General features: G+C 60.5%; 21 protein-coding genes. 1 reads left to right on the top strand and 20 read right to left on the bottom strand.

Annotated elements, in window-relative coordinates; genetic code table 11:
• Positions 1-149: 149 nt before the first annotated feature.
• The 3 genes from I2G43_RS08550 to I2G43_RS08540 all read right to left on the bottom strand — a co-directional run bounded on the left by I2G43_RS08550 (position 150) and on the right by I2G43_RS08540 (position 3,032).
• Complete coding sequence (locus tag I2G43_RS08550) at positions 150-1,550, bottom strand: phosphoglucomutase/phosphomannomutase family protein (RefSeq protein WP_195535823.1); 1,401 nt, start codon at positions 1,548-1,550, stop codon at positions 150-152.
• 155 nt (positions 1,551-1,705) lie between these two features.
• Positions 1,706-2,599 carry a homocysteine S-methyltransferase family protein gene (locus I2G43_RS08545; protein ID WP_195535822.1) on the bottom strand — a complete coding sequence of 298 codons (894 nt, stop codon included), beginning with the start codon at positions 2,597-2,599 and terminating at the stop codon, positions 1,706-1,708.
• A gap of 10 nt (positions 2,600-2,609) precedes the next feature.
• Positions 2,610-3,032: a metal-dependent transcriptional regulator gene (locus I2G43_RS08540; RefSeq protein WP_195535821.1), complete on the bottom strand. Its 423-nt coding sequence runs from the start codon at positions 3,030-3,032 to the stop codon at positions 2,610-2,612.
• A gap of 120 nt (positions 3,033-3,152) precedes the next feature.
• Here I2G43_RS08540 and pepT point away from each other — a divergent pair, with 120 nt between their 5' ends.
• Positions 3,153-4,400 carry a peptidase T gene (gene pepT / locus I2G43_RS08535; protein WP_195535820.1) on the top strand — a complete coding sequence of 416 codons (1,248 nt, stop codon included), beginning with the start codon at positions 3,153-3,155 and terminating at the stop codon, positions 4,398-4,400.
• 252 nt (positions 4,401-4,652) lie between these two features.
• Here the strand turns inward: pepT and I2G43_RS08530 are convergent, their stop codons facing one another.
• From I2G43_RS08530 to I2G43_RS08450, 17 genes are all read right to left on the bottom strand, one after another.
• Positions 4,653-5,888: an LCP family protein gene (locus tag I2G43_RS08530; RefSeq protein ID WP_195535819.1), complete on the bottom strand. Its 1,236-nt coding sequence runs from the start codon at positions 5,886-5,888 to the stop codon at positions 4,653-4,655.
• A 12-nt stretch (positions 5,889-5,900) separates the two neighbouring features.
• Entirely contained in the window at positions 5,901-7,184 is a 1,284-nt protein-coding gene (murA, locus tag I2G43_RS08525) for a UDP-N-acetylglucosamine 1-carboxyvinyltransferase (RefSeq protein WP_195535818.1), read from the bottom strand.
• Between the two features lie 88 nt (positions 7,185-7,272).
• Positions 7,273-7,665 (bottom strand): ATP synthase F1 subunit epsilon, encoded by a 393-nt coding sequence (atpC, locus tag I2G43_RS08520; RefSeq protein WP_006235718.1) that lies wholly within the window; start codon positions 7,663-7,665, stop codon positions 7,273-7,275.
• Between the two features lie 3 nt (positions 7,666-7,668).
• The gene (atpD, locus tag I2G43_RS08515; RefSeq protein WP_006235717.1) at positions 7,669-9,123 is read right to left on the bottom strand and encodes a F0F1 ATP synthase subunit beta; all 1,455 of its coding nucleotides are present in this window, start codon (positions 9,121-9,123) and stop codon (positions 7,669-7,671) included.
• Complete coding sequence (atpG, locus tag I2G43_RS08510) at positions 9,123-10,031, bottom strand: ATP synthase F1 subunit gamma (protein ID WP_006235716.1); 909 nt, start codon at positions 10,029-10,031, stop codon at positions 9,123-9,125. The genes atpD and atpG overlap by 1 nt, the downstream gene beginning before the upstream one ends.
• A 5-nt stretch (positions 10,032-10,036) precedes the next feature.
• Positions 10,037-11,635, bottom strand: coding sequence for a F0F1 ATP synthase subunit alpha (gene atpA / locus I2G43_RS08505; protein ID WP_035138794.1), 1,599 nt, complete (start codon positions 11,633-11,635; stop codon positions 10,037-10,039).
• Positions 11,635-12,111: a F0F1 ATP synthase subunit delta gene (locus I2G43_RS08500; protein WP_117779406.1), complete on the bottom strand. Its 477-nt coding sequence runs from the start codon at positions 12,109-12,111 to the stop codon at positions 11,635-11,637. The genes atpA and I2G43_RS08500 overlap by 1 nt, the downstream gene beginning before the upstream one ends.
• Positions 12,101-12,703, bottom strand: a complete 603-nt coding sequence (gene atpF, locus I2G43_RS08495) for a F0F1 ATP synthase subunit B (protein WP_006235712.1) — start codon at positions 12,701-12,703, stop codon at positions 12,101-12,103. Before atpF ends, I2G43_RS08500 begins: the two co-directional genes overlap by 11 nt.
• A 15-nt stretch (positions 12,704-12,718) precedes the next feature.
• Positions 12,719-12,913, bottom strand: a complete 195-nt coding sequence (locus I2G43_RS08490) for an ATP synthase subunit C (RefSeq protein ID WP_022094262.1) — start codon at positions 12,911-12,913, stop codon at positions 12,719-12,721.
• Between the two features lie 124 nt (positions 12,914-13,037).
• The gene (gene atpB, locus I2G43_RS08485) at positions 13,038-13,841 is read right to left on the bottom strand and encodes a F0F1 ATP synthase subunit A (protein ID WP_022094263.1); all 804 of its coding nucleotides are present in this window, start codon (positions 13,839-13,841) and stop codon (positions 13,038-13,040) included.
• 3 nt (positions 13,842-13,844) lie between these two features.
• Positions 13,845-14,156 carry a hypothetical protein gene (locus I2G43_RS08480; RefSeq protein ID WP_035138788.1) on the bottom strand — a complete coding sequence of 104 codons (312 nt, stop codon included), beginning with the start codon at positions 14,154-14,156 and terminating at the stop codon, positions 13,845-13,847.
• A gap of 280 nt (positions 14,157-14,436) precedes the next feature.
• The gene (gene upp, locus I2G43_RS08475; protein WP_040359658.1) at positions 14,437-15,084 is read right to left on the bottom strand and encodes a uracil phosphoribosyltransferase; all 648 of its coding nucleotides are present in this window, start codon (positions 15,082-15,084) and stop codon (positions 14,437-14,439) included.
• 123 nt (positions 15,085-15,207) lie between these two features.
• A complete protein-coding gene (gene glpK, locus I2G43_RS08470; RefSeq protein WP_089573103.1) occupies positions 15,208-16,749 on the bottom strand; it encodes a glycerol kinase GlpK in 1,542 nt (513 codons plus the stop codon).
• A gap of 13 nt (positions 16,750-16,762) precedes the next feature.
• Positions 16,763-17,506, bottom strand: a complete 744-nt coding sequence (locus I2G43_RS08465) for an L-threonylcarbamoyladenylate synthase (RefSeq protein ID WP_089573104.1) — start codon at positions 17,504-17,506, stop codon at positions 16,763-16,765.
• 134 nt (positions 17,507-17,640) lie between these two features.
• A complete protein-coding gene (locus tag I2G43_RS08460) occupies positions 17,641-18,132 on the bottom strand; it encodes a type II toxin-antitoxin system HicB family antitoxin (RefSeq protein WP_128620077.1) in 492 nt (163 codons plus the stop codon).
• On the bottom strand, positions 18,099-18,284 hold the full coding sequence (locus I2G43_RS10730; protein ID WP_089573106.1) for a type II toxin-antitoxin system HicA family toxin: 186 nt from the start codon (positions 18,282-18,284) through the stop codon (positions 18,099-18,101). Before I2G43_RS10730 ends, I2G43_RS08460 begins: the two co-directional genes overlap by 34 nt.
• A gap of 68 nt (positions 18,285-18,352) precedes the next feature.
• Complete coding sequence (locus tag I2G43_RS08450; RefSeq protein WP_195535817.1) at positions 18,353-19,627, bottom strand: N5-glutamine methyltransferase family protein; 1,275 nt, start codon at positions 19,625-19,627, stop codon at positions 18,353-18,355.
• Positions 19,628-20,152 lie beyond the last annotated feature (525 nt).

The raw sequence follows: 20,152 nt of genomic DNA, 5'->3' as shown, positions 1-20,152 counted from the left end.
CGGCAAGGAGATATATTGCCAGACCGGAGGGGCGTGCGGGGCGGGAATCTGGGCGCACACATTTCCTACACATCTTGGGATTCGGCTGACGTTTGCCAGCCGTTCCCTACCATTCACCGAGCGCGTCTTTATGGAGAGCGGTCTCATGGCTAGAGCGGATAGGCCCCCCTAGCCAAGGCACAGCCGGCATCGAGTAGCTCGTCGCGCTCCTCCACCGAAAAGCCCTCGGCGTATACGCGCACAACCGGCTCGGTCCCACTCGGACGAACCAGCAACCACGTGTCATCCTCAAATGCCAAACGCAAACCATCCATATGGCTCACGCTCTGTGGGACCTTGCCGCATATCGACTTGGGATTTATACCCGGAAGCAGCGTTCGCAGCGACTCGGCGTCCTCGGCTTCGAGGCGCAAATCGCGGCGCCCGTAGCTCGTCTTGCCAAAACTGGCCTCGAGCTGATCAACCAGAACGCCCAAAGGCGCGCCCGTTTTTGCCATAAGCTCACACAGAATCAGACAGGCAAGGATTCCATCGCGCTCGGGCATATGGGCGGCGATGCCAATACCACCGGCCTCCTCACCGCCCATGAGGACACCGCCCTTTTTCATTTCTGCCGCTATATATTTAAAACCCACCGGCTTGACGGTCACGCGGCAACCGAGCGCCTCGGCAATACGGCGTACGAGCGTCGAACACGAGAGATTGACGACGATACGGCCCTCAAGATTTCGGAACTGCACGAGATCGCCCAGTACGAGCGCCATGATCTGATGTGGGTGTATATATCTACCGCGCTCATCGACCGCTCCGATGCGATCGGCATCGCCGTCGGTCACCAACCCGGCGCACGCTCCGTCCTCGACAACAGTTCGTTCGCAGGCATCCACCCACGGCTCGACCGGGTCGGGGCAAATATCCTCTTGACCGGATTCCTGTCCGGGATGTATCTCGTGGACCTCGACGCCAAGCTCGCGCAGCAGGTCGGCAAGATAGCCCTGGGCCGCACCGCCCATGGGGTCAACCACCACACGCAGGTGGGCGGCTCGAATGGCGCACGAATCGACAAACGATGCCACCGCCTGCATATAGTCAGGGATAATATCTGCGGTGCGGTAGTGTCCCTCGATCCCCATCGGCTCAGGAGCCATGGTATCTTCGAGCTCTTCGATGACATCCTGGTTGGCCGTCGAGCCGTCTCCCATGCGCAGCTTAAGGCACAGATAGCCCTGTGGATGATGGGATCCCGTCACCATGAGTGCGCCGCAGGCCTCGCCGTCATATGCCGCCGCCCACGTAAGGGCAGGGGTCGGGACAGGCCGAGATGCGAGCACGGCATCCAATCCGTGAGCCGCAAGCACGCCCGCCGCAAGCTCAGCGAACTCGTGCGCCTGGGGCCGGGTGTCGAATCCTATATATACCGTTTTGCCGGGATTGGTTTTTTGCCACAACTCGCCGACGGCATCGGCAATGCGGGCAACGTTGTCGGCGGTAAAGTCCTCGTCGACGCGAGCGCGCCAACCGTCAGTTCCAAAATGAATTATCGCGCACACGCGCAGACACCTCACAGTGTTTAGGTCATGGTACGCATGAGGTATACCCGCAACGAGTGTTCAGCAACCTGCCGGCACCGGCATTCACCATTTGGGCAAATGCTGCCGAGGGCGTACAGGCAATAAAAACCGCCCCGTATGGAGCGGTTTAACCTTTATATATCGAGCGCCTCGGCCATCGCCGCCGTAGTGATCGCCGTGGTTCCGCAGCAACTACCAACCATTGCGGCGCCAGTCTGCTTCCACTCGACGCACGCGCGTGCAAAGGCTTCGGGCGCTTCATGCCACACGGGCCCGTCTGGCGTCTGAACTGGGTCGCCCACGTTGGGGCGCACCGTGACGGGCGTGGTCGCCGATGCAACCATCCTGGGCACTGCGGCGCTCGCGGCCGCAAGCGAACAGCAGTTGACGCCAACCGAGTTTGCGCCGTGTTTCTCGGCGTACAAAACGGCTGCCTCGATGTTGAGGCCATCGCCTAACAGGTCGCCTTTATCGTCAACGACAAAACTCACCAGAACAGGCATGCCGTCGGCGGCATCTCGGGCGCCGGCAAGTATGGGCTGCAAATTGCGGATAGACGTCACCGTCTCGATCAGTAGACCGTCAACACCGGCATTGAGCAAGGCGTGCGCCTGCTCGCGCGCAATACCTCGGATCTCACGATACTCGGCAGAGTCCTCGGCAAACCACTCAATACCGATCGGGCCCATCGAGCCCAGCAGCAGCTGAGGGTGCGCCTGGCGGGCATCATCGACGGCCCCGCGATTGACCTCCGCCACGGACGGCGTGATCTGGTCGTGCTTGAGGGCATAGCTTGATGCCTGAAAGGTATTGGTGATGAGCACTTGCGCGCCGGCAGCGACATACAGGCGATGGATACGAGAAACCGTCTGCGGCTCTGCCAAATTCCAAAACGCCGGTGGGATATCGGCAGCATCGTACTCGCTCATCAGCACGCTGCCCATGGGACCCTGCGCCAGCAAGGTCTCGCTCGACAAGCGGCGCGTAAGTTCCTCGGCACCAAAGCGGTTGTAATAACTCGTATCCATATATATCCCGCTATTCCTCGACGCTAATTCCCTGCTTTTCGAGATAGGCGAGCCAGCGGTTCATCGTGTCCTCGGAAAGCGCATGCTCCATCATGCACGCCTCGGAATCGGCGCGCTCAAAATCGACGCCGAGCTCTTGGACCAAAAACGTGCGGATGAGGCGATGGCGGTACCAGATAGCCGTACCGACCTCACGACCGCGCTCGGTCAGGATGACCTTGCCGTAGTGCGATTGCTCGACAAGCTCGGACGTTTTAAGCGCCGAGACCGCCTTATTGACCGATGCCTTGGAGACACCGAGGCGCTGCGCGATATCGACCGATCGCACACCGTTGGTCTCCCCCTCTTCGCTCTCGATGCGAACCATGCACTCCAAGTAGTCTTCGTTCGCCACCGTCAGGTGCAGCTCGCGCGAGCTATTTGTCGTTTCCATGACCTTCCGTCCCTTCTGCATTCAATGGGTGATTCTACCCCATCCAAGCGCCGCGGTATGCCGTGGCATACCGTGCTAGAGTTCTTGTTGCACACGACGACCAAGATTGGAGCGGTCTTTATGGAAAACAACAACACGAGCCCCGACGTCCTTGAGCGCTTTTTGCGCTACGTCCAGATCAATACGCAGTCGGAGGATGCAAACTGCGACCAGGTGCCCTCGAGTACCGTTCAGTTTGACCTTGCCAACGTGTTGGCAGAGGAGCTGCGTGGGCTTGGTGCGGAAGATACCCACGTGACCGAGCACGCCTACGTCTGCGCACATATTCCCGCGAGTGCTGGCGCCGAGGACAAGCCTGCCCTAGGCCTGATCGCACACCTTGACACCACCGAAGTTGCCCCGGGCGCCGGCGTGAAGCCGCACATTGTGCACTACGAGGGCGGCGACCTGGTCTGCGGCACGGTTGACGGCAAGCCCGTAGCCATGAGCACCGCCAAGCTTCCCGCCCTGAACGACCTCGTGGGTGAGGACCTGGTCTGCAGCGACGGCACCACGCTGCTGGGCGCCGACGACAAGGCGGGCGTCGCCGAAATCATGGCGCTCGTCGCGCGCATCGCTCAGGATCCCTCGCTGCCCCACCCCGCGCTCGGCATTTGCTTCTGCCCCGACGAGGAGATCGGCCACGGCGCCGAGTTGCTGGATATTGAGGCCTTTGGCTGCAAGTACGCCTACACGGTCGACGGCGGCCCCGTCGGCGAGCTGGAGTGGGAGTGCTTTAACGCTGCCGAAGCGACCGTTCGCTTTGAGGGCCAGTCCATTCACCCCGGCGACGCCAAGGGCCGCATGGTCAACGCAGGCAATCTATTCTGCGACTTTAACGCACTGCTCCCCTATGCGCAGCGCCCGGAATACACGGAGGGCTACGAGGGCTTCTATCATCTTGAGGGCGTGTCTGCGACTGTCGATCACGCCACGGCGCGCTATATCGTTCGCGACCACGATGCCGCCAAGTTCCAGCAGAAGCTCGAGCTGATTGATTCCGCCGCCGCCCTGCTCAACCAGCGCCTGGGCGAGGAGCGCGTGACGGTTGAGATCAAGCAGCAGTACCGCAACATGGCCGAGATCGTATGTGACTACCCGGAGCTCATTGACGTTGCCAAGGAAGCCTATCTTGCCTGCGGCGTTGAGCCCCAAGTGCTGCCGATTCGTGGCGGCACCGACGGCGCGCAGCTGTCGTTCCGCGGCCTGCCCTGCCCCAACCTTTCCACGGGCGGCTACTGCTACCACGGCGTCAACGAGTTCGTCCCGGTCAGTTCGCTCGTCAGGATGACTGACGTCCTGCAGGAGCTCGTCGCCCGCTTCGCATAAGCCTGGCTGAACAACCCCAAAAGACGAATCGCCCCGTCCTCAACCGAGAACGGGGCGATTTTTGGTGCAAGGGGTGTAGTCGGCATCGCTGGTTGAATCAACGTCAGCGAGCGACGTCCAGAGCGAACAAGTTGGCATGAAAAAGGCAGGGCATTGACCTTCTGGTCATGCCCTGCCTTTTGAATGACAAATTGTCGCTCTGGGCGGCGCGCAGCGTCGAGCCGTTACGCGGGCTGGTAAGCCCGCGTAACCCTAATAATTGGCTTCGTATCCGTTACCTTCTCCAGAAGGTTCCTCGTAGTAGCCTGAATCAGTCGAGTCGCCCGAGTCGTCAGAATCGCCCGAGCCACCCGACGAGGTTGCGGTGCCGTTGGCGTAGTCATCGGAGGTGTTATTGCTCAGGTCGCCGATCGTGGAGCTGGAACCGTCGGAAAGGCCCATAGTGTTGGGGCCCTTGGGGTCCTTGCCGGCGTCGACGCGCTCCATCATCTCCTTGAGCTCGTCCTCGTAGACAAAGACGTAGCTCTGGCCGTCAATCATGGTTGTATCGTCTGCGTAAGAAGGCAGGTTTGCCGAGTAGATGCCGTCGACATCCATGCCGCGCATGGCGTTGACCGTAGACACGATATCCTGAACGCTCATATCGGTTACGAGCATATCGGACAGCGAATTGACCAGGCCAAAGATCTTCGTGGCATCGAAGTTATTGAGGATCTGGTTGGCAAGGGCGCCAAGCACCTGACGCTGGTGGCGCATGCGCGTGTAATCGCCGTCGGCATAGGTGTAGCGGCAACGGGCATAGGTAAGGGCGGTGGCGCCATCCATATGCTGCTGACCAGCGGTGATCTTAATATCCAGGTGCTCAGGGTCGTCAACATCGTCGGTTGCGTTAATGTCGATACCGCCAACCGAATCAATCAGCGCCTGCATACCGTCGAAGCTGACCTCGGCATAATGGGAAATCTGAACGCCGCACAGTTCGTTGACCGCCTCGACCATGGCCTCGGCGCCGCCAACGGTATGGCAGGCGTTGATCTTCATGGTCTCGCCCTTGTACTCGACCTTGGTGTCGCGCGGAACGGAAATGAGCGTCGCCTGCTTTTGCGTGGGGTCGATGCGTGCCAGGATAATCGAGTCGGCACGATACGTATCCTCGCCCGGACGGCCGTCGGTGCCAAGAAGCAGCACGTAGAACGGATCCTTTGCCTCATCGGTGTCAACCAGAACCCGACGCAGATTGTCGGTAATGACATTAGAATCGCCGAGCTTGCCCATAATGGTGGCAAACCACAGGCCGGCAGCGGTAGTGGCACTCAGCAGCACGCCAAGCACGACAATGAGCGCGACGTGACGAATCGTGTGGCTACGACGACGTTGGCGAGCGCGCTCGGAATAGCGAGCCACGTTATCGCGACTGTAGATCTTGGCCTGCGCACCAGTTGAGGGTCTTCGGGCGGTGGTATCCGCGAGGGGCTTTTTATTAAACATAGGCAACCTGTATTAGTAGATGACGGGATCGGGGACGGTAGCATGCTCGACATGCGCGCCGAGCGCCTGCAGCTTTTCGACAAACTGCTCGTAGCCGCGCTTGATGTGATGGATGGCCGAAACCTCGGTCGTCCCGTCGGCGATCAAGCCCGCTACGACGAGGGCCGCTCCGCCACGCAGATCGGGCGAGGTAACCTGTGCGCCCGAGAAGCCCCTGACGCCATGAATCATGGCATGATGGCTCTCGATACGAATGTCGGCACCCATGCGCACCAGCTCAGAGGCAAACATAAAGCGATTCTCGAAGATGTTCTCGGTGATAACGGAGCTACCGTCGGCAAGGGCGGAGAGTACCATAATCTGCGCCTGCATGTCCGTCGGGAAGCCGGGGAACGGAAGCGTCTGGATGTCGACCGGCTTGATGCGCTCGGCACGGTTCACATGGACGCCATCCTCGACGCGCTCGCAGTCGATACCCATGAGCTCCATCTTCTTGAGCACCATGCCCAAGTGAATGGGGCAAAAGCCCGTGACATCGACACCGCGATCGTCGGCCATCAACGCACCGGCAACGATAAAGGTACCGGCCTCGATGCGGTCGCCTACTACGCGATGGGTAACAGGATGGAGCTCTTCCACGCCTTCGATAGTCACGACGGGCGTGCCGGCGCCAACAATCTTGGCGCCCATCTCGTTGAGCATGTTGGCGAGATCGACGATCTCGGGCTCGCGGGCGGCATTGTCGATAACCGTGGTACCCTGCGCGCGCACGGATGCCATAATGAGGTTCTCGGTCGCACCGACACTGGCGAACTCGAGCGTGACGGTGGTACCGCGCAGACCTTGGGGCGCATTAGCGTTGATGTAACCGTGGGCGGTATCGAACTCAACGCCCAGGGCCTCGAGACCCAGAATGTGCATATCGATCTTGCGAGCACCCAGGTTGCAGCCGCCCGGCATGGCGATCTTGGCGCGATGGAAACGGCCCAGCAAGGGCCCCATCACGGCCGTGGAAGCGCGCATCTTGGCAACGAGCTCGTAGGGAGCCTCCCAAGAATCGACCTGAGAGGTATCGATCTCGAGCGTGTGCTCGTCGAGAACATCGATCGTAGCGCCCATGCCCTTGAGCACCTTGCCCATCACGTGGACATCGGAAATATCGGGCACGTTCTGCAGCGTCGTCTTGCCCGGCGCCAGAAGCGTTGCCGCCATGAGTTTGAGCGCGGAGTTCTTGGCACCCGAGACGGGCACGGAGCCTCCGATGGCGTGGCCACCCTCAACGCGAATAATATCCAAGGTCTACCCTTTCAAAAAGCATGCCCGGGGTGGCTGAGCCATCCCGGGCATGATGTGTTCGCAAATGGTCGAACGCTAAATCGTTTGACTATTGGGCAAGCTTGAGCTTACACCATGCGATTTCATTATAGAGGTAGGCGCGGCGTGCATCATCCTCCGACAAATTACCCAGCTTCTCTTCAAAACCTTGAATATCAGCTTTAAGCTTGTCGGCATCGACGGTCGCCAAATCGCAAGCGCGCTCGGCGAGAACGGTCACGACATCGTCCGCAACCTGGGCATAGCCGCCGGCCACGGCAAACGTGTGGTCGACAGTGCCCATGGCCTTATCGGAAACGCGAACGTAACCGCGGTCGATCGTGCAGATCTCGCTGGAGTGAGCAGGCAGAACGCCAAACTCGCCATCCGTGGACGGAATCGACACAAACGCAGCGTCGCCCTCATAGGCGCAGCTCACGGGGCACACGATGCGGATACGCATAACCTACTTCTCCCCCATCTTGCGGGCGCGCTCGCGCACGTCCTCAATCGTGGAAGCATAGCGGAAAGCCTGCTCGGGCAGGTCATCGGCCTTGCCGTCGACAATCTCGGCGAAAGAGCGGACGGTATCCTCGACGCGGACGTAGACACCGGGGTTGCCGGTGAACTTCTCGGCGACGTGGAAGGACTGCGAGAGGAACTGCTGAATCTTACGGGCACGGTTGACCGTAAGGCGCTGCTCCTCGGACAGCTCGTCCATACCCAGAATGGCGATGATGTCCTGAAGGTCGGAGTACTCCTGCAGGAGCTCCTGGACCTTGACGGCGACACGGTAGTGCTCCTCGCCGACGATCGAGGGATCGAGAGCGTCGGAGGAAGATGCGAGCGGGTCGATAGCCGGGAACAGGCCGAGCGACGAAATGCTACGCGAAAGAACCGTGGTGGCGTCGAGGTGCGTAAACGTCGTGGCAGGCGCCGGGTCGGTCAGGTCGTCTGCGGGGACGTAGACAGCCTGGACGGAGGTAATGGAGCCCGTCTTGGTCGAGGTAATGCGCTCCTGGAGGTCGCCCATCTCGGTTGCCAGCGTGGGCTGGTAACCAACGGCGGACGGCATACGGCCCAGCAGTGCGGAAACCTCGGAACCTGCCTGGGAAAAGCGGAAGATGTTGTCGATGAACAGCAGAACGTCCTGGCCACGATCGCGGAAGTACTCAGCGGTGGTAAGGCCGGCCAGACCGATGCGCAGACGCGCTCCGGGCGGCTCGTTCATCTGACCATAGACCAAGCAGGTCTTGTCGATAACGCCAGACTCGCTCATCTCGAGGAACAGGTCGGTGCCCTCGCGGGTACGCTCGCCGACGCCGGTGAACACCGAGGTGCCGCCGTGCTCCTGGGCGAGGTTGTTGATGAGCTCCTGAATCAGAACGGTCTTGCCGACGCCGGCGCCGCCGAACAGGCCCGTCTTGCCGCCACGGATGTAGGGCTCGAGCAGGTCGACGGCCTTGATGCCGGTCTCGAAGATCTCGGTCTTGGTGGTGAGCTCGTCGAAGCGGGGCGCTGCATGGTGGATGGGGTAGAACTCCTCCACCTCGGGCATGGGCTTGCCGTCGACGGGCTTGCCCATGACGTTCCAAATGCGGCCGAGCGTCTTGGGACCAACGGGCATCTTCATGGGCTCACCGGTATCGGTGGCGATGAGGCCGCGCTGCAGGCCGTCGGTCGAGGACATGGCGACCGTGCGGACGACGCCGCCCGGAAGCTGGCTCTCGACCTCGAGGATCGTGCTCAGATGACCGATCGGGGTCTCGGCCTCGACCGTGAGCGCGTTGTAGATCGGGGGCACCGCGCCGTCAAACTTGACGTCGACGACAGGGCCGATGATTCGCACGATGCGACCATCACCGGCAGTCGTCTTCTTGGTGGCTTCCTCGACCGCAAGCTTTACGGTGTTATTAGCCATTACTGTTCCTCCAATGCTGAGGCTCCGCCGACGATCTCGTTAATCTCGGTCGTGATCGAAGCCTGGCGCACGCGACTATACGTGCGGGTAAGGGTCGAGATGATCGCGGTGGCGTTTTCCGTCGCGGAGTGCATGGCCTTGCGGCGTGCACCCTGCTCGGCAGCCGCCGAATCGATCAGGGCCTGGTAGATGACCGTCAGGATATAAGACGGCACAAGCTTGCCGAGAACATGCTCGGGAGAGGGCACGAACTCGAACGTGGACGAGATGCGCTTAGGGGCGTCGGTCTCGTTCTTACGCGGACCGTGGGCCATAGCGATCATCTCGGGATCGAGCGGCAACAGATGCTCGACGCGAAGCTCCTGATCCACGCGGTTCTTGGCGTGGTGGTAAACAAGCTCGACACGGTCAAGCTCACCGGCACGATACGCATCGCAGATATGAGAGGAGATCATGCGGGCCTGATTGAAATCGGGCTCAGAGGAGTTGCCCTCAAAGTGCATGACGACGTTTGCGCGGTCACGGAAATACGTGGCCGGTTTGCGCCCACACGCGATGATCTCGCACTCGATGCCGTCGTTCGCCCAAGAAGCAGCGAGCTTTTCGGCCGTGCGCTCCACCGTCGTATTGAAACCGCCGGCAAGGCCGCGGTCCGAGGCAATAACGACAATCAGGCCATGCTTGACGCTCTCATGCTTCTGCAGCATGGGATCGGTGCCCGAACAGGAGGCGTCGCCGGCGACCGTCAACATGACGTCGGTCAGCGCCTCCTTATAGGGCTCGGCCTGCTTGGAGCGATCGAGGGCACGACGGATCTTGGCCGTAGAGACCATCTCCATCGTGCGCGTGATCTGCTTGGTCGTGGTAACCGAGGAGATTCGCTTCTTAATGTCGCGAAGGTTGGCCATGGGGCTTAGTTCTCCTCTGATCCAGAAACATCCGAATGGTGCTTGGCCATGAACTGCTGCTTGAAGTCGCCGATGACGCGCAAGAGCTCAGCCTTGGTGTCATCATCGATCTTCTTGGCGCGAACCTTGTCGAGCAGCGAGCCAAAGCCATTGTCCATGTACTCGATGAGCTCGGCACGGAAAGGCAGCACGTCGGCGATCTCCAGGTCATCCAGGAAGCCCTCGTTGCCAGCGAACAGCGTGACGATCTGCTCGCCAACCTCAAACGGCTTGTAGCGCGGCTGCTTCAGGAGCTCGGTCATGCGAGCACCATGGGTCAGCTGCTTCTGAGTAGCCTCGTCGAGGTCGGAGCCGAACTGCGTAAAGCCGGCGAGTTCCTGGTATGAAGCGAGGTCCAGACGGAGGTTGCCGGCGACCTGCTTCATAGCCTTGGTCTGCGCGTCGCCACCGACGCGGGACACGGAAATGCCCACGTCGACTGCCGGGCGCTGGCCCTGGAAGAAGAGCTCGGACTGCAGGTAGATCTGACCATCGGTAATGGAAATGACGTTGGTCGGAATGTAGGCCGAGACGTCGCCGTCCTGGGTCTCGATGATCGGCAGTGCCGTCATGGAGCCGTAACCGTTCTTCTTGGACATCTTGACGGCACGCTCGAGCAGACGAGAGTGCAGGTAGAAGATGTCGCCAGGATAGGCCTCGCGTCCGGGCGGACGATGCAGCGTCAGCGACATCTGACGGTAGGCCACAGCCTGCTTGGACAGGTCGTCGTAGATGACGAGCACGTGGCCGCCGGGGTTGGTCTCGCTGGCGGGCTTGCCGTCCTCGCCGTTGTACATGAAGAACTCGCCGATAGCGGCACCGGCCATAGGCGCGATGTACTGCATAGGGGCGGAATCGGCAGCGGTGGCCGAAACGATGATGGTGTAGTCGAGCGCACCGTGCTGAGCGAGGGTCTCGCGGATGTTGGCAACCGTGGAGGCCTTCTGGCCGATGGCGACATAGATGCAGACCATGCCCTTGCCGCGCTGGTTGAGGATAGCGTCGATGGCGATGGCGGTCTTACCGGTCTTACGGTCGCCGATAATGAGCTCACGCTGACCGCGGCCAATAGGCACCATGGAGTCGATAGCGAGCAGACCGGTCTGAACCGGCTCGCACACCGGGGTACGATCGATGACGCCGGGAGCCTTGAACTCGATGGGGCGACGGTGCGTGGCGACGATGTCGCCCAGGCCGTCGATGGGCTGGCCGAGCGGATTGACGACGCGGCCGAGCATGGCACGGCTCACGGGGATATCCATAATGCGGCCAGTGGTGCGGCACTCGTCGCCTTCCTTGATGGAGTCGACGGCACCGAACAGAACGGCGCCGACCTCGTCACGGTCAAGGTTCTGGGCAAGGCCGAAGACGGTCTCACCGGTATCGGAGCTCTTGAACTCCAGAAGCTCGCCTGCCATGGCGCTCTTGAGGCCGGAGACGCGCGCGATGCCGTCGCCTACCTCGTCGACCGTTGAAACCTCATGCGTATCGACCGTCGCGGAGAGGCTCGTGAGCTGCTCCTGCAGTTTCTTGGCGATATCCTGGGCATTGAGGGTTTCGGACATTAGGCTTCACCTCCGTACGAATTAGCAGAGTTTGCGAGGGTCTCCTGCGCGATGCGCAGCTGCGTCTTGACGGAAATATCACGACGCTCGCCGCGGGCCTCGAGCACCAGGCCGCCCACGATAGACGGGTCGACCCGCTCGATAAGGAATACCTTGCGGCCGAAGTCCTGCTCGCATTTCTTAGTGATGGTTTGACGCAGCTCGTCGTCGAGCGGGATCGCCGTGGTGACGGTCACGCCCACTACATCCTCGTCTTCCTCGGCAACATACTTAAAGGCAGCTGCCACCTTGGGAAGAAGGTCGAGCTGGTCGCGCTTGGACATGGTGTCGAGCACGGCGATGATCTCGGGGCTGGCAGAAGCCAAGCGTTCGATCATCTCGAGGTCCTCGAACACATGGTTCTCGGCCTTAGCGGCTTCCAGAAGGGAGCGCGCGTAGGTCTCGAGCACCTTGTCCTGATAGCGGCTAGTCGGCATTCAGGCTACCTGCTTCCTGGATGTAGCGCTCGATGAGCTTCTTCTGCTCGGCATCGTCCTCGAGTGCCTCGCCCACGATCTTGGTGGCGACGGCAACGGACAGGTCGGCGATGGAGCTCGCGGCACCGGCGTAAATGGACTTGCGCTCGTCCTCGACGGTCGTATGGGCCTTGGCGATGATCTCCTCGGCCTCCTTGTGAGCAGCCTCGATGATACGGGCGCGCTCGGACTCGGCGTCCTTACGGGCCTCGAGAACGATGTCGGCAGCCTGACGACGGGCGTCGGTGACGATCGAGTCGGACTCAGCGCGCTTGGCGATAGCCTCCTGCTTGGTCTTCTCGGCCTCGTCGAGGCTCTCCTCGATCTTCTTGCCGCGCTCCTCCATGGTTTTCATGATGCCCGGCAGGGCGACCTTGGCCAGCACGATCCAGATAATCAGGAAGGCGATAAGCGCCGGGATGAACTCCGCCATCTTAGGGATGAGGATGTCCGCACCGGCAGCGCCGTCCTCGGCGAACGCGGAAACCGGCATGAGCAGCGCGGCCGCGGACGCGGAGAGTGCGATCGCGCTCTTCTGGGATGAAAGATTCATACTTGACGCTCCGTGCTATTTAACGATCAGCGCGACAACGAAGCCGATCAGAGCCAGAGCCTCGCCGAAGGCGGAGCCCATGATGAAGACGGTGAACACGCGGCCCTGGACCTCAGGCTGACGGGCCATAGCACCCGTAGCACCCAGAGCAGACAGGCCGATAGCAAGACCAGCGCCGATAACACCGAGACCGTAACCGATAACTCCCACGATTCCTCCTTTGTCGTGCGTGTCTTATTTCACGCAGGATAACCTTTTTATAACTGCCGGGCTCCATGGGTACGGGCACCGGCGGTTTAACGAATTGCCTTACCTTTAAGGCGCGAACGGAAGACTACTCCTCCTCTGCGACCTCCTCTGCCTCGGAGACATACACGGCGGTAAGGACCGTGAAGACGTAAGCCTGGATGGCGCCGACCACAAGCTCGATCGCATAGATCAGGATGAGGATGGCAAGCCAGGCAAGCGAAGGCAGGGCGCCGACGGCGTGGGCCGCGGAAACCTGCTGAAGCAGCGGCTGCATGAACATGCTCGCCATGATGGCGAACGAGCCCATGACCACGTGTCCTGCGAACATGTTGCAGAACAGACGGACGGCGAGCGTGATGAGGCGCAGGAAGGTCGAGAAAAGCTCGACGACCCACACGAGCACGTTCATCGGGAAGCTCACGCCCTGCGGGGCGAGGCTCTTGATGTAGCCGATCACGCCGTGAGCCTTGCATCCGTAGTAGATGAAGTACACGAAGGCGAAAATGGCGAGCGCGGCGGTGGAGCCGATTGCGCCGGTGCCGGGCTTCATTCCCGGGATCAGGCCGATCATGTTATTGATCAGGATGAACAGGAAAAGCGAGCACAGGAACGGGAAGTGCTTCTTCCAGTTCTCACCCACGACACCCTTGCCGATATCGTTCTCGACGTACTCGATGATGTACTCGAAACCGTTGACGAAGAAGCCCTTGGGAACCAGGGTCTGCTTCTTCTTGAACACGGCCAGGACGATCAGGAGCACGATCGTGGAGACGATCAGCCAAAACGAGTACTGCGTGATGCCGCAGCTCAGATCGCCCACGACAGGGGTGGAGCTGAACTCGCTGACCAGATGATTAATCTCATCAGGCAGCTTTTCAAAAATTTCCACGACTTACCTTTCGACCTCATGAGGATCTCGCAGCGCCTTGGCGACACGAACCGCGCAGGCGGCCATAAAGGCCACGAAGCCGATCGCCTCGCCCAGGAGGAACATGCGAAATGCCTCTCCGAACAACACAAACACAACCAAGGTAAAGACGAGCAGGGCGATTGCCGAGACCGCCAGACTCACCATACCCTTGAGCATGTCCGCATTCTGTTTATCGTCAAGAACCGGCTTGAGCGTAAAGACAAAGGGAAGGAAGGCAATTGCGCCCGCGATGGCGCCTGCAACGATAGCGAGCAGATCGGCTATCTGAAACACTGGCGTCCTCACTTTCCTTTTTAACGCTTCACAGAACAGTTCCCGCCAAACATTGGTGACTATTGTACGAGCCAATCGCTAAAGTACAACCGAAAAAGCATCGGTTAATACGCACCTGTTCGTTTTCTTAAGACCTTCTTTATGCCGCAGGTACGGTAATACGTTTTTCTCGAACCCTGCAGGGCAAAACGTCCGTTAACAGGAGTGCGCGCGGTCGCCTTTTGTTCGTCCGCGCGCACCGTTTCTTCGTATTTGCAGCCGCGGCCGTTTAGCCCAGCGACTAGAGCGTGCCGTAGATGCGGTCGCCGGCGTCGCCGAGGCCGGGAACGATGTAGGCAGCCTCGTTGAGATGGTCGTCGATGGCGCAGGTATAGATATGCACATCTGGGTCCTTCTCGGTCAGCGACTTGAGGCCCTCGGGGGCCGCGACGATGCACAGCATGCGGATGTCCTTGACACCGCGCTCGCGCAGGTAGCTGATGGCCATCTCGGCCGAACCGCCCGTGGCAAGCATGGGGTCGACGACCAGGCAGATGCGCTGGTCGATATCCTTGGGCATCTTGCAGTAATACTCGTGCGGCTCGTGGGTGACCTCGTCGCGCTCCATGCCGATGTGGCCCACGCGAGCGGAGGGCACCAGGTCGAGGATGCCGTCGACCATGCCAAGGCCCGCACGCAGGATGGGCACGATGGCGAGTTTCTTGCCGGCAAGCTGTTTGAACGTGGCGGTAGTGATGGGGGTCTCGACCTCGACGTCTTCCATAGGCAGGTCGCGCATGGCCTCGTAGCCGTCAAAAAGCGCGAGTTCGCGCACAAGCTGACGGAACTGGTTGGTGCCGGTGTTTTTGTCGCGCAGGATCGACAGCTTGTGCTGGACGAGCGGGTGATCGACAAGCGTCACACGGGACGCATCGTAGGTGACGGTCATGGATTGATTGCCCCTTTCGTTGCGGCCGCAAAACGGCCTTGCTGACAAGGTGTGCAGCAATGTTGCCGCCGCACGCCATGCATTAGTTTAGCGGTTTGTTGTATCGAGCAGCCCATCGCAGCCCTACTGTGAGGTGCTGAGCGAGCGCCTGACTGCATCACGCCAGCCCGCAAGGTTTTGCTCGCGGCGCTCGGCGGACATGTGGGGAAGGAAGGTCCTAACGATCTGGGCATTTTGCTCCAGCTCTTCCAGGTCTTCCCAATAGCCGACGGCAAGACCCGCCAAGTACGCGGCACCGATTGCCGTGGTCTCCACCGTCTCGCATTGCAGCACGGGGATATCCAGCAGGTCGGCCTGGAATTGCATGATGAACTCGTTGCGCGAGGCACCGCCATCGACAGACAGGCGCTCAATCGAAAGCCCCACGTCCTGCTCCATGGCGCGCAGCACGTCGTAGCTCTGATATGCCATGGATTCGCAGGCGGCACGTACGATGGTCGCACGGCTCGAGGCGCCGGTCAGACCGCACACGATACCGCGAGCATGCGGGTCCCACCAGGGAGCACCCAACCCCGCAAAGGCGGGAACGAAGTAGCAGCCCTCGTTGTCGCTAATCGAAGCGGCGAGTTGTGCCGACTCGCTCACGCTCGAGATGATGCCCATGTTGTTGCGAAGCCAGTTCATCGTTGAGCCGGCGGCAAAAATAGAGCCCTCGAGCGCATAGCTGACTTTGCCGTCCGCAGCGATACCGATGGTGGAGACCAGGCCATTCTTGGATTCGACGATCTCGTCGCCGGTGTTCATGAGCATAAAGCAACCCGTGCCATAGGTGTTTTTGGTCTGGCCGGGACGGAAACAGCAGTGGCCGAACAGCGACGCCTGTTGGTCACCCGCCACGCCCATGATGGGCGGCATGTTGGTCATGATGTCGCTCGCGACGCGGCCGTAGTCGCCCGAGCTCCAGCGAACCTCGGGCATCATGGAACGTGGAACGTCAAAGAGTGCCAGCAGGTCGTCGTCCCAATCGAGCGTATGGATATTAAAGAGTGCCGTGCGGCTGGCATTGGTGTAGTCGGTGGCAAAGACCTGGCCGCCGGTGAGGTTGTAGATGAGCCAGGTGTCGATGGTGCCAAACATGAGGTCGCCCGCCGCCGCGCTTTCGCGTGCGCCGTCGACGTTGTCGAGAATCCACTGCACCTTGGAGGCCGAGAAATACGGGTCGAGCGTGAGTCCCGTGCGGGAGCGCACCAGCCCTTCTGCGCCCTGCTCGACAAGCTCGTCGATCAGAGGTGCGGTACGGCGGCACTGCCATACGATAGCGTTATAGATCGGCTGACCGCTCACGCGATCCCAGACCACCGTGGTCTCGCGCTGGTTGGAGATGCCGATGGCGGCAATGCGGTCGGAGTGGATACCGCTCTTAAACTGGACTTCCATCATGACGGCGATCTGGCTAGCAAGGACCGCCATGGGGTCTTGCTCTACCCAACCGGGACGCGGGAAGCTGGTTTTGACGCTGCGACGTGCCTGCGCGACGATGCAGCCGTACTCGTCGACGATGGTCGCAAGTACCGAGGTGGTGCCGCAGTCGAGCGCCATGATGTAGGAACCGCCAAAGTCAAACGAGGCATCTTCCATGCCCAGGCTGCCCAGATTCAACGACATCGCTTAAACCTTTCTATTGCATCGGGTCGGACAGGACCCGTTCGATCTCTGATGCGGGAAGTGCGCCTTGGCGCAGGATCTGGAGCTCGCCGTGCTGAAACGACACGATGGTCGAGGCGTCGCGACACGGGGTCTCACCGGCGTCGACGGCAACATCGACCCCCTCCAGGATGCGACCCTCCACCGTGATAAAACTTGCCGGCGCGGGCGCGCCATGCGTGTTGGCGCTGGTGCAGGCAAGGGGGCTGCCACAGGCGCGAATGAGCGCCTGCACCACGGGCGAGGCCGAAGCGCGAAGTGCCACCGTGTCGTCGGCAGCGCGCATAAAGGTCGGCACGCAGGGGGCTGCCTTGACCACGATAGTCAGGGCTCCCGGCCAGCATCGTCGCGCGAGTATGCGGGCATCTTCCGGGATATCTACGCCATAGCGGTCGAGTGCTTCGACGCCATCGACCAGCCAAGCGACGGTTTGCGTGAGTTCACGTTGCTTGAGAGTGAAGATACGGCGATAGCCGGTGCCGAGCGCAGGAACTGCGGCGCCATTGACGGCAGCCTGCGGATCGCGCGGCCACGATGGGAATTCGCTTGTATCTTGGGGCACGGCGTCCGAGAAGGCGTTGACTGCCACGGCGACACCGTAGACGGTCTCGGTCGGGATCAAAGCCAGGCCGCCGCGGCCGAGCACCTCGGCCGTGCGCTCGACGGCAAGCCGATGCGGCTCGCGCGTTCCCTCGTATACCCGATAGACCGTCTGCATGTGTATGCCAGCCCCTTACGCTCTGGTGCAAGTTTGTTTACTGTGGGGCATTCTCGCACGAAACGTTCAACCTATTTGCCCAGAGCGCATGTTGGTTTGGTGAGCGGCTCTAGTAGTCGGTGAAAGTGAGGGGGTTATTGGACTGCGACGAACTTCTTTGGCCTGCCGGCGTGACGTTCTTGGGCGGCGTAACGCTCGATGCTGTCTATCGTTATCATCCGACGGCCGTCGACGAGTTCAACATCGAGCTTTCCGGCTTTGACCAGCGCGGTAATCCGCGGAGCGGAGACTTTGAGGTCCAGCGCTGCGTCTTTAAATGTTCGGCACGCCGCTTCCCGAGCGTCCTCGTGGTCGATTTCGACTGAAAGGGCCACGACCTCGGCCGAGCGTTCGTACCCTGCCGGAGTCAAACCGTTGTTGAGGTCGTCGGCCAAAAACGCCATCAGTGCCTCGGTGGCATGGGCAATCGCTTCTTCGCGCGTATCGCCATCGGCAAAGGCGCCGGGAATCTGCGGGAAGCTAGCGCAGTAACCATCGTCTTCTTTTATGAGAACGCAGTCATAGGTAAATCGCTGCCTCATTTTGCCTCCAACTACCATCCAGCTTGGCGACGAATACTTGCCCACGTGCCCTTCTTTGGTCGATCACCACCAGAGCCGTTCACGGTGACAACGCGGTCACCAGAAACATACTTAGCATGACTACCGACTTGCGCGACCTTCACGAATCCATCGTGCTTGAGTAGGGCAATGATTTCCCGAAAGGTAGGAGGTTGCATGGGCCGACCTCTTTCAGCCGTCCTAATTATAAACTACTTTATAATTTTTGCTAACCAGTTAATAAATATTACTGGCGTTGCTTGGGCTCGATGACGATGGCTCGGACAATGCGGGGGCGATCGGTGAGGTCGTGGACGATACGCACGTCCGAAAGGCCTGCTTGACGACAGAGCTCGGCCGCGGCGTCGAGCGCGCCCTCGTAGAGCTCGCAGGCAAACAGGCCGCCGGCACGCAGCATGTAGGGCGCCGCGTTGAGCAGGCGGCGGAAGATATCGAGACCGTCGGCACCGCCCTCGAGCGCCAGATCGGGCTCAAAGTCCTTGACCTCATGCGGCAGCGAGCGCATGACGTCGGTCGGGATGTAAGGTGGGTTGGAGACGAGCACATCAAAGGTGCCCCACTCTTCGCGGGGAATGGAACTCACCAGGTTTGTGAGGCTGAAGGCGACCTCGTCGGACGTGAGGCCAAGCGCATCACGGTTTTTGGTGGCCAGATCGATGGCGCGCGGCTCGATATCGGTAGCAGTGCAGGTAACGTGGCCGCGGCGCTCCCAGGCAAGGGAGAGCGAAATGCAGCCCGTGCCGCAGCCGACCTCGAGAACGCGGGCAGTGCGGGGCTCGGCTGGGGCAGATACGTTGGCCTCGGCGGCATCTTGCGCGGGAGTCGCCTGTTGGTCGTTGTCCTCAATGGCGATGCCGTATTCGTCGAGCTCGGGCTCGGGGGTTTCCATGGCCTCTGCTTCTGCCGCTTCGGCTTCTGCCGCCTGCGCGGCGGCTTCCTCGGCCTCGCGATCGGCCAGTTCCTCGGCATAAGCGCGACTGCCCAGCACATCGCCGCCTAGCGCCGCCTCGTCGGCAGCTGTGAGGTTGGCGGCACGGCGCTCGGCCGTCGCTCGCTCGTCGGCCAATGCGGCCTCGGCCTTGCGTGCCTGCTCGACCTCATCGTTCCAAGGCAGCTCAACACGCTGACGGGCAGCGGCCTCGGGGCTCAGTACCTCGGCATCCAGATAATTGAGGACTTCCTCGACGAGCATCTCGGTCTCGGGGCGCGGAATGAGCACACCGGGGGCGCACGCGACGTCGATCATGCGAAACTGCGTGCTGCCCGTGATGTATTGCAGCGGCTCGCCCTTAGCGCGGCGGACAACGGCCGCATGCATGGTCTCGAGCTGGGCCGCGTTAAGCGTCTCGTCCATACGCATATATAGGTCAATGCGCGCCAGGCCCGTGGCGGCGCACAGCAGCCACTCGGCAGAAAGACGGGGGTGCTCCTCGCCGCGCTCGGCCAGGTACTCCTTGGTCCACTCGAGACAACGCTTGATGGTCCAAATCTCGTTTGCCATGGGGCCCTCCCCTCTTAAGCGCCGGACGGCGCGCGAATGTCGGAGCAGATTGTAAGCGAGGCCAGCGCTTGGCAAGGGGCGATTGAAGGCGATTATCGAGAATCAGCCCAGAATTTTGCACCGAGCTCGCTCAAAGTGTTCATTCGCTGACGTCTAAATTTGCATTCGTCAAGCTTTTGGCAAGGTTGCCCCAAAACTGACCAATATCTAACCAAGAACTTGCCAAATCACTTGACGCGCGACCCATCAAAAATCGCCCCGCGACTTCTTGGACAATTTTTCGAGCAATATTTTCGATAGCAGATATATGCCGTCAATTACCTTAAGCAGGTAAGCAGCTCAAATGACATCACAGCCGACTGAATAAAATATCAAGGCAATGTCACCAATGACTCCCTACGGATCATTTGACAACCAAGGAAACGCCAATGTTTTGGCAATGTCAGCGAGCGACGTCCAGAGCGAACAAGTTGGCATGAAAAAGGCAAGGCATAGACCTTCTGGTCATGCCTTGCCTTTTGAATG

This window comes from Collinsella aerofaciens, assembly GCF_015557435.1.
Classification (GTDB): domain Bacteria; phylum Actinomycetota; class Coriobacteriia; order Coriobacteriales; family Coriobacteriaceae; genus Collinsella; species Collinsella aerofaciens_Z.
The sequence above is the reverse complement of the archived record's forward strand: the minus strand, read 5'-3'. Positions and strand labels throughout refer to the sequence as shown.

What these genes read in the sequence shown, in the direction of transcription:
- I2G43_RS08545 (WP_195535822.1), bottom strand. Translation starts at nt 2,599, where the DNA reads ATGGATACGAGTTATTACAACCGCTTTGGTGCCGAGGAACTTACGCGC.
- I2G43_RS08540 (WP_195535821.1), bottom strand. Translation starts at nt 3,032, where the DNA reads ATGGAAACGACAAATAGCTCGCGCGAGCTGCACCTGACGGTGGCGAAC.
- pepT (WP_195535820.1), top strand. Translation starts at nt 3,153, where the DNA reads ATGGAAAACAACAACACGAGCCCCGACGTCCTTGAGCGCTTTTTGCGC.
- I2G43_RS08530 (WP_195535819.1), bottom strand. Translation starts at nt 5,888, where the DNA reads ATGTTTAATAAAAAGCCCCTCGCGGATACCACCGCCCGAAGACCCTCA.
- atpC (WP_006235718.1), bottom strand. Translation starts at nt 7,665, where the DNA reads ATGCGTATCCGCATCGTGTGCCCCGTGAGCTGCGCCTATGAGGGCGAC.
- atpD (WP_006235717.1), bottom strand. Translation starts at nt 9,123, where the DNA reads ATGGCTAATAACACCGTAAAGCTTGCGGTCGAGGAAGCCACCAAGAAG.
- atpG (WP_006235716.1), bottom strand. Translation starts at nt 10,031, where the DNA reads ATGGCCAACCTTCGCGACATTAAGAAGCGAATCTCCTCGGTTACCACG.
- atpA (WP_035138794.1), bottom strand. Translation starts at nt 11,635, where the DNA reads ATGTCCGAAACCCTCAATGCCCAGGATATCGCCAAGAAACTGCAGGAG.
- I2G43_RS08500 (WP_117779406.1), bottom strand. Translation starts at nt 12,111, where the DNA reads ATGCCGACTAGCCGCTATCAGGACAAGGTGCTCGAGACCTACGCGCGC.
- atpF (WP_006235712.1), bottom strand. Translation starts at nt 12,703, where the DNA reads ATGAATCTTTCATCCCAGAAGAGCGCGATCGCACTCTCCGCGTCCGCG.
- upp (WP_040359658.1), bottom strand. Translation starts at nt 15,084, where the DNA reads ATGACCGTCACCTACGATGCGTCCCGTGTGACGCTTGTCGATCACCCG.
- glpK (WP_089573103.1), bottom strand. Translation starts at nt 16,749, where the DNA reads ATGTCGTTGAATCTGGGCAGCCTGGGCATGGAAGATGCCTCGTTTGAC.
- I2G43_RS08465 (WP_089573104.1), bottom strand. Translation starts at nt 17,506, where the DNA reads ATGCAGACGGTCTATCGGGTATACGAGGGAACGCGCGAGCCGCATCGG.
- I2G43_RS10730 (WP_089573106.1), bottom strand. Translation starts at nt 18,284, where the DNA reads ATGCAACCTCCTACCTTTCGGGAAATCATTGCCCTACTCAAGCACGAT.
- I2G43_RS08450 (WP_195535817.1), bottom strand. Translation starts at nt 19,627, where the DNA reads ATGGCAAACGAGATTTGGACCATCAAGCGTTGTCTCGAGTGGACCAAG.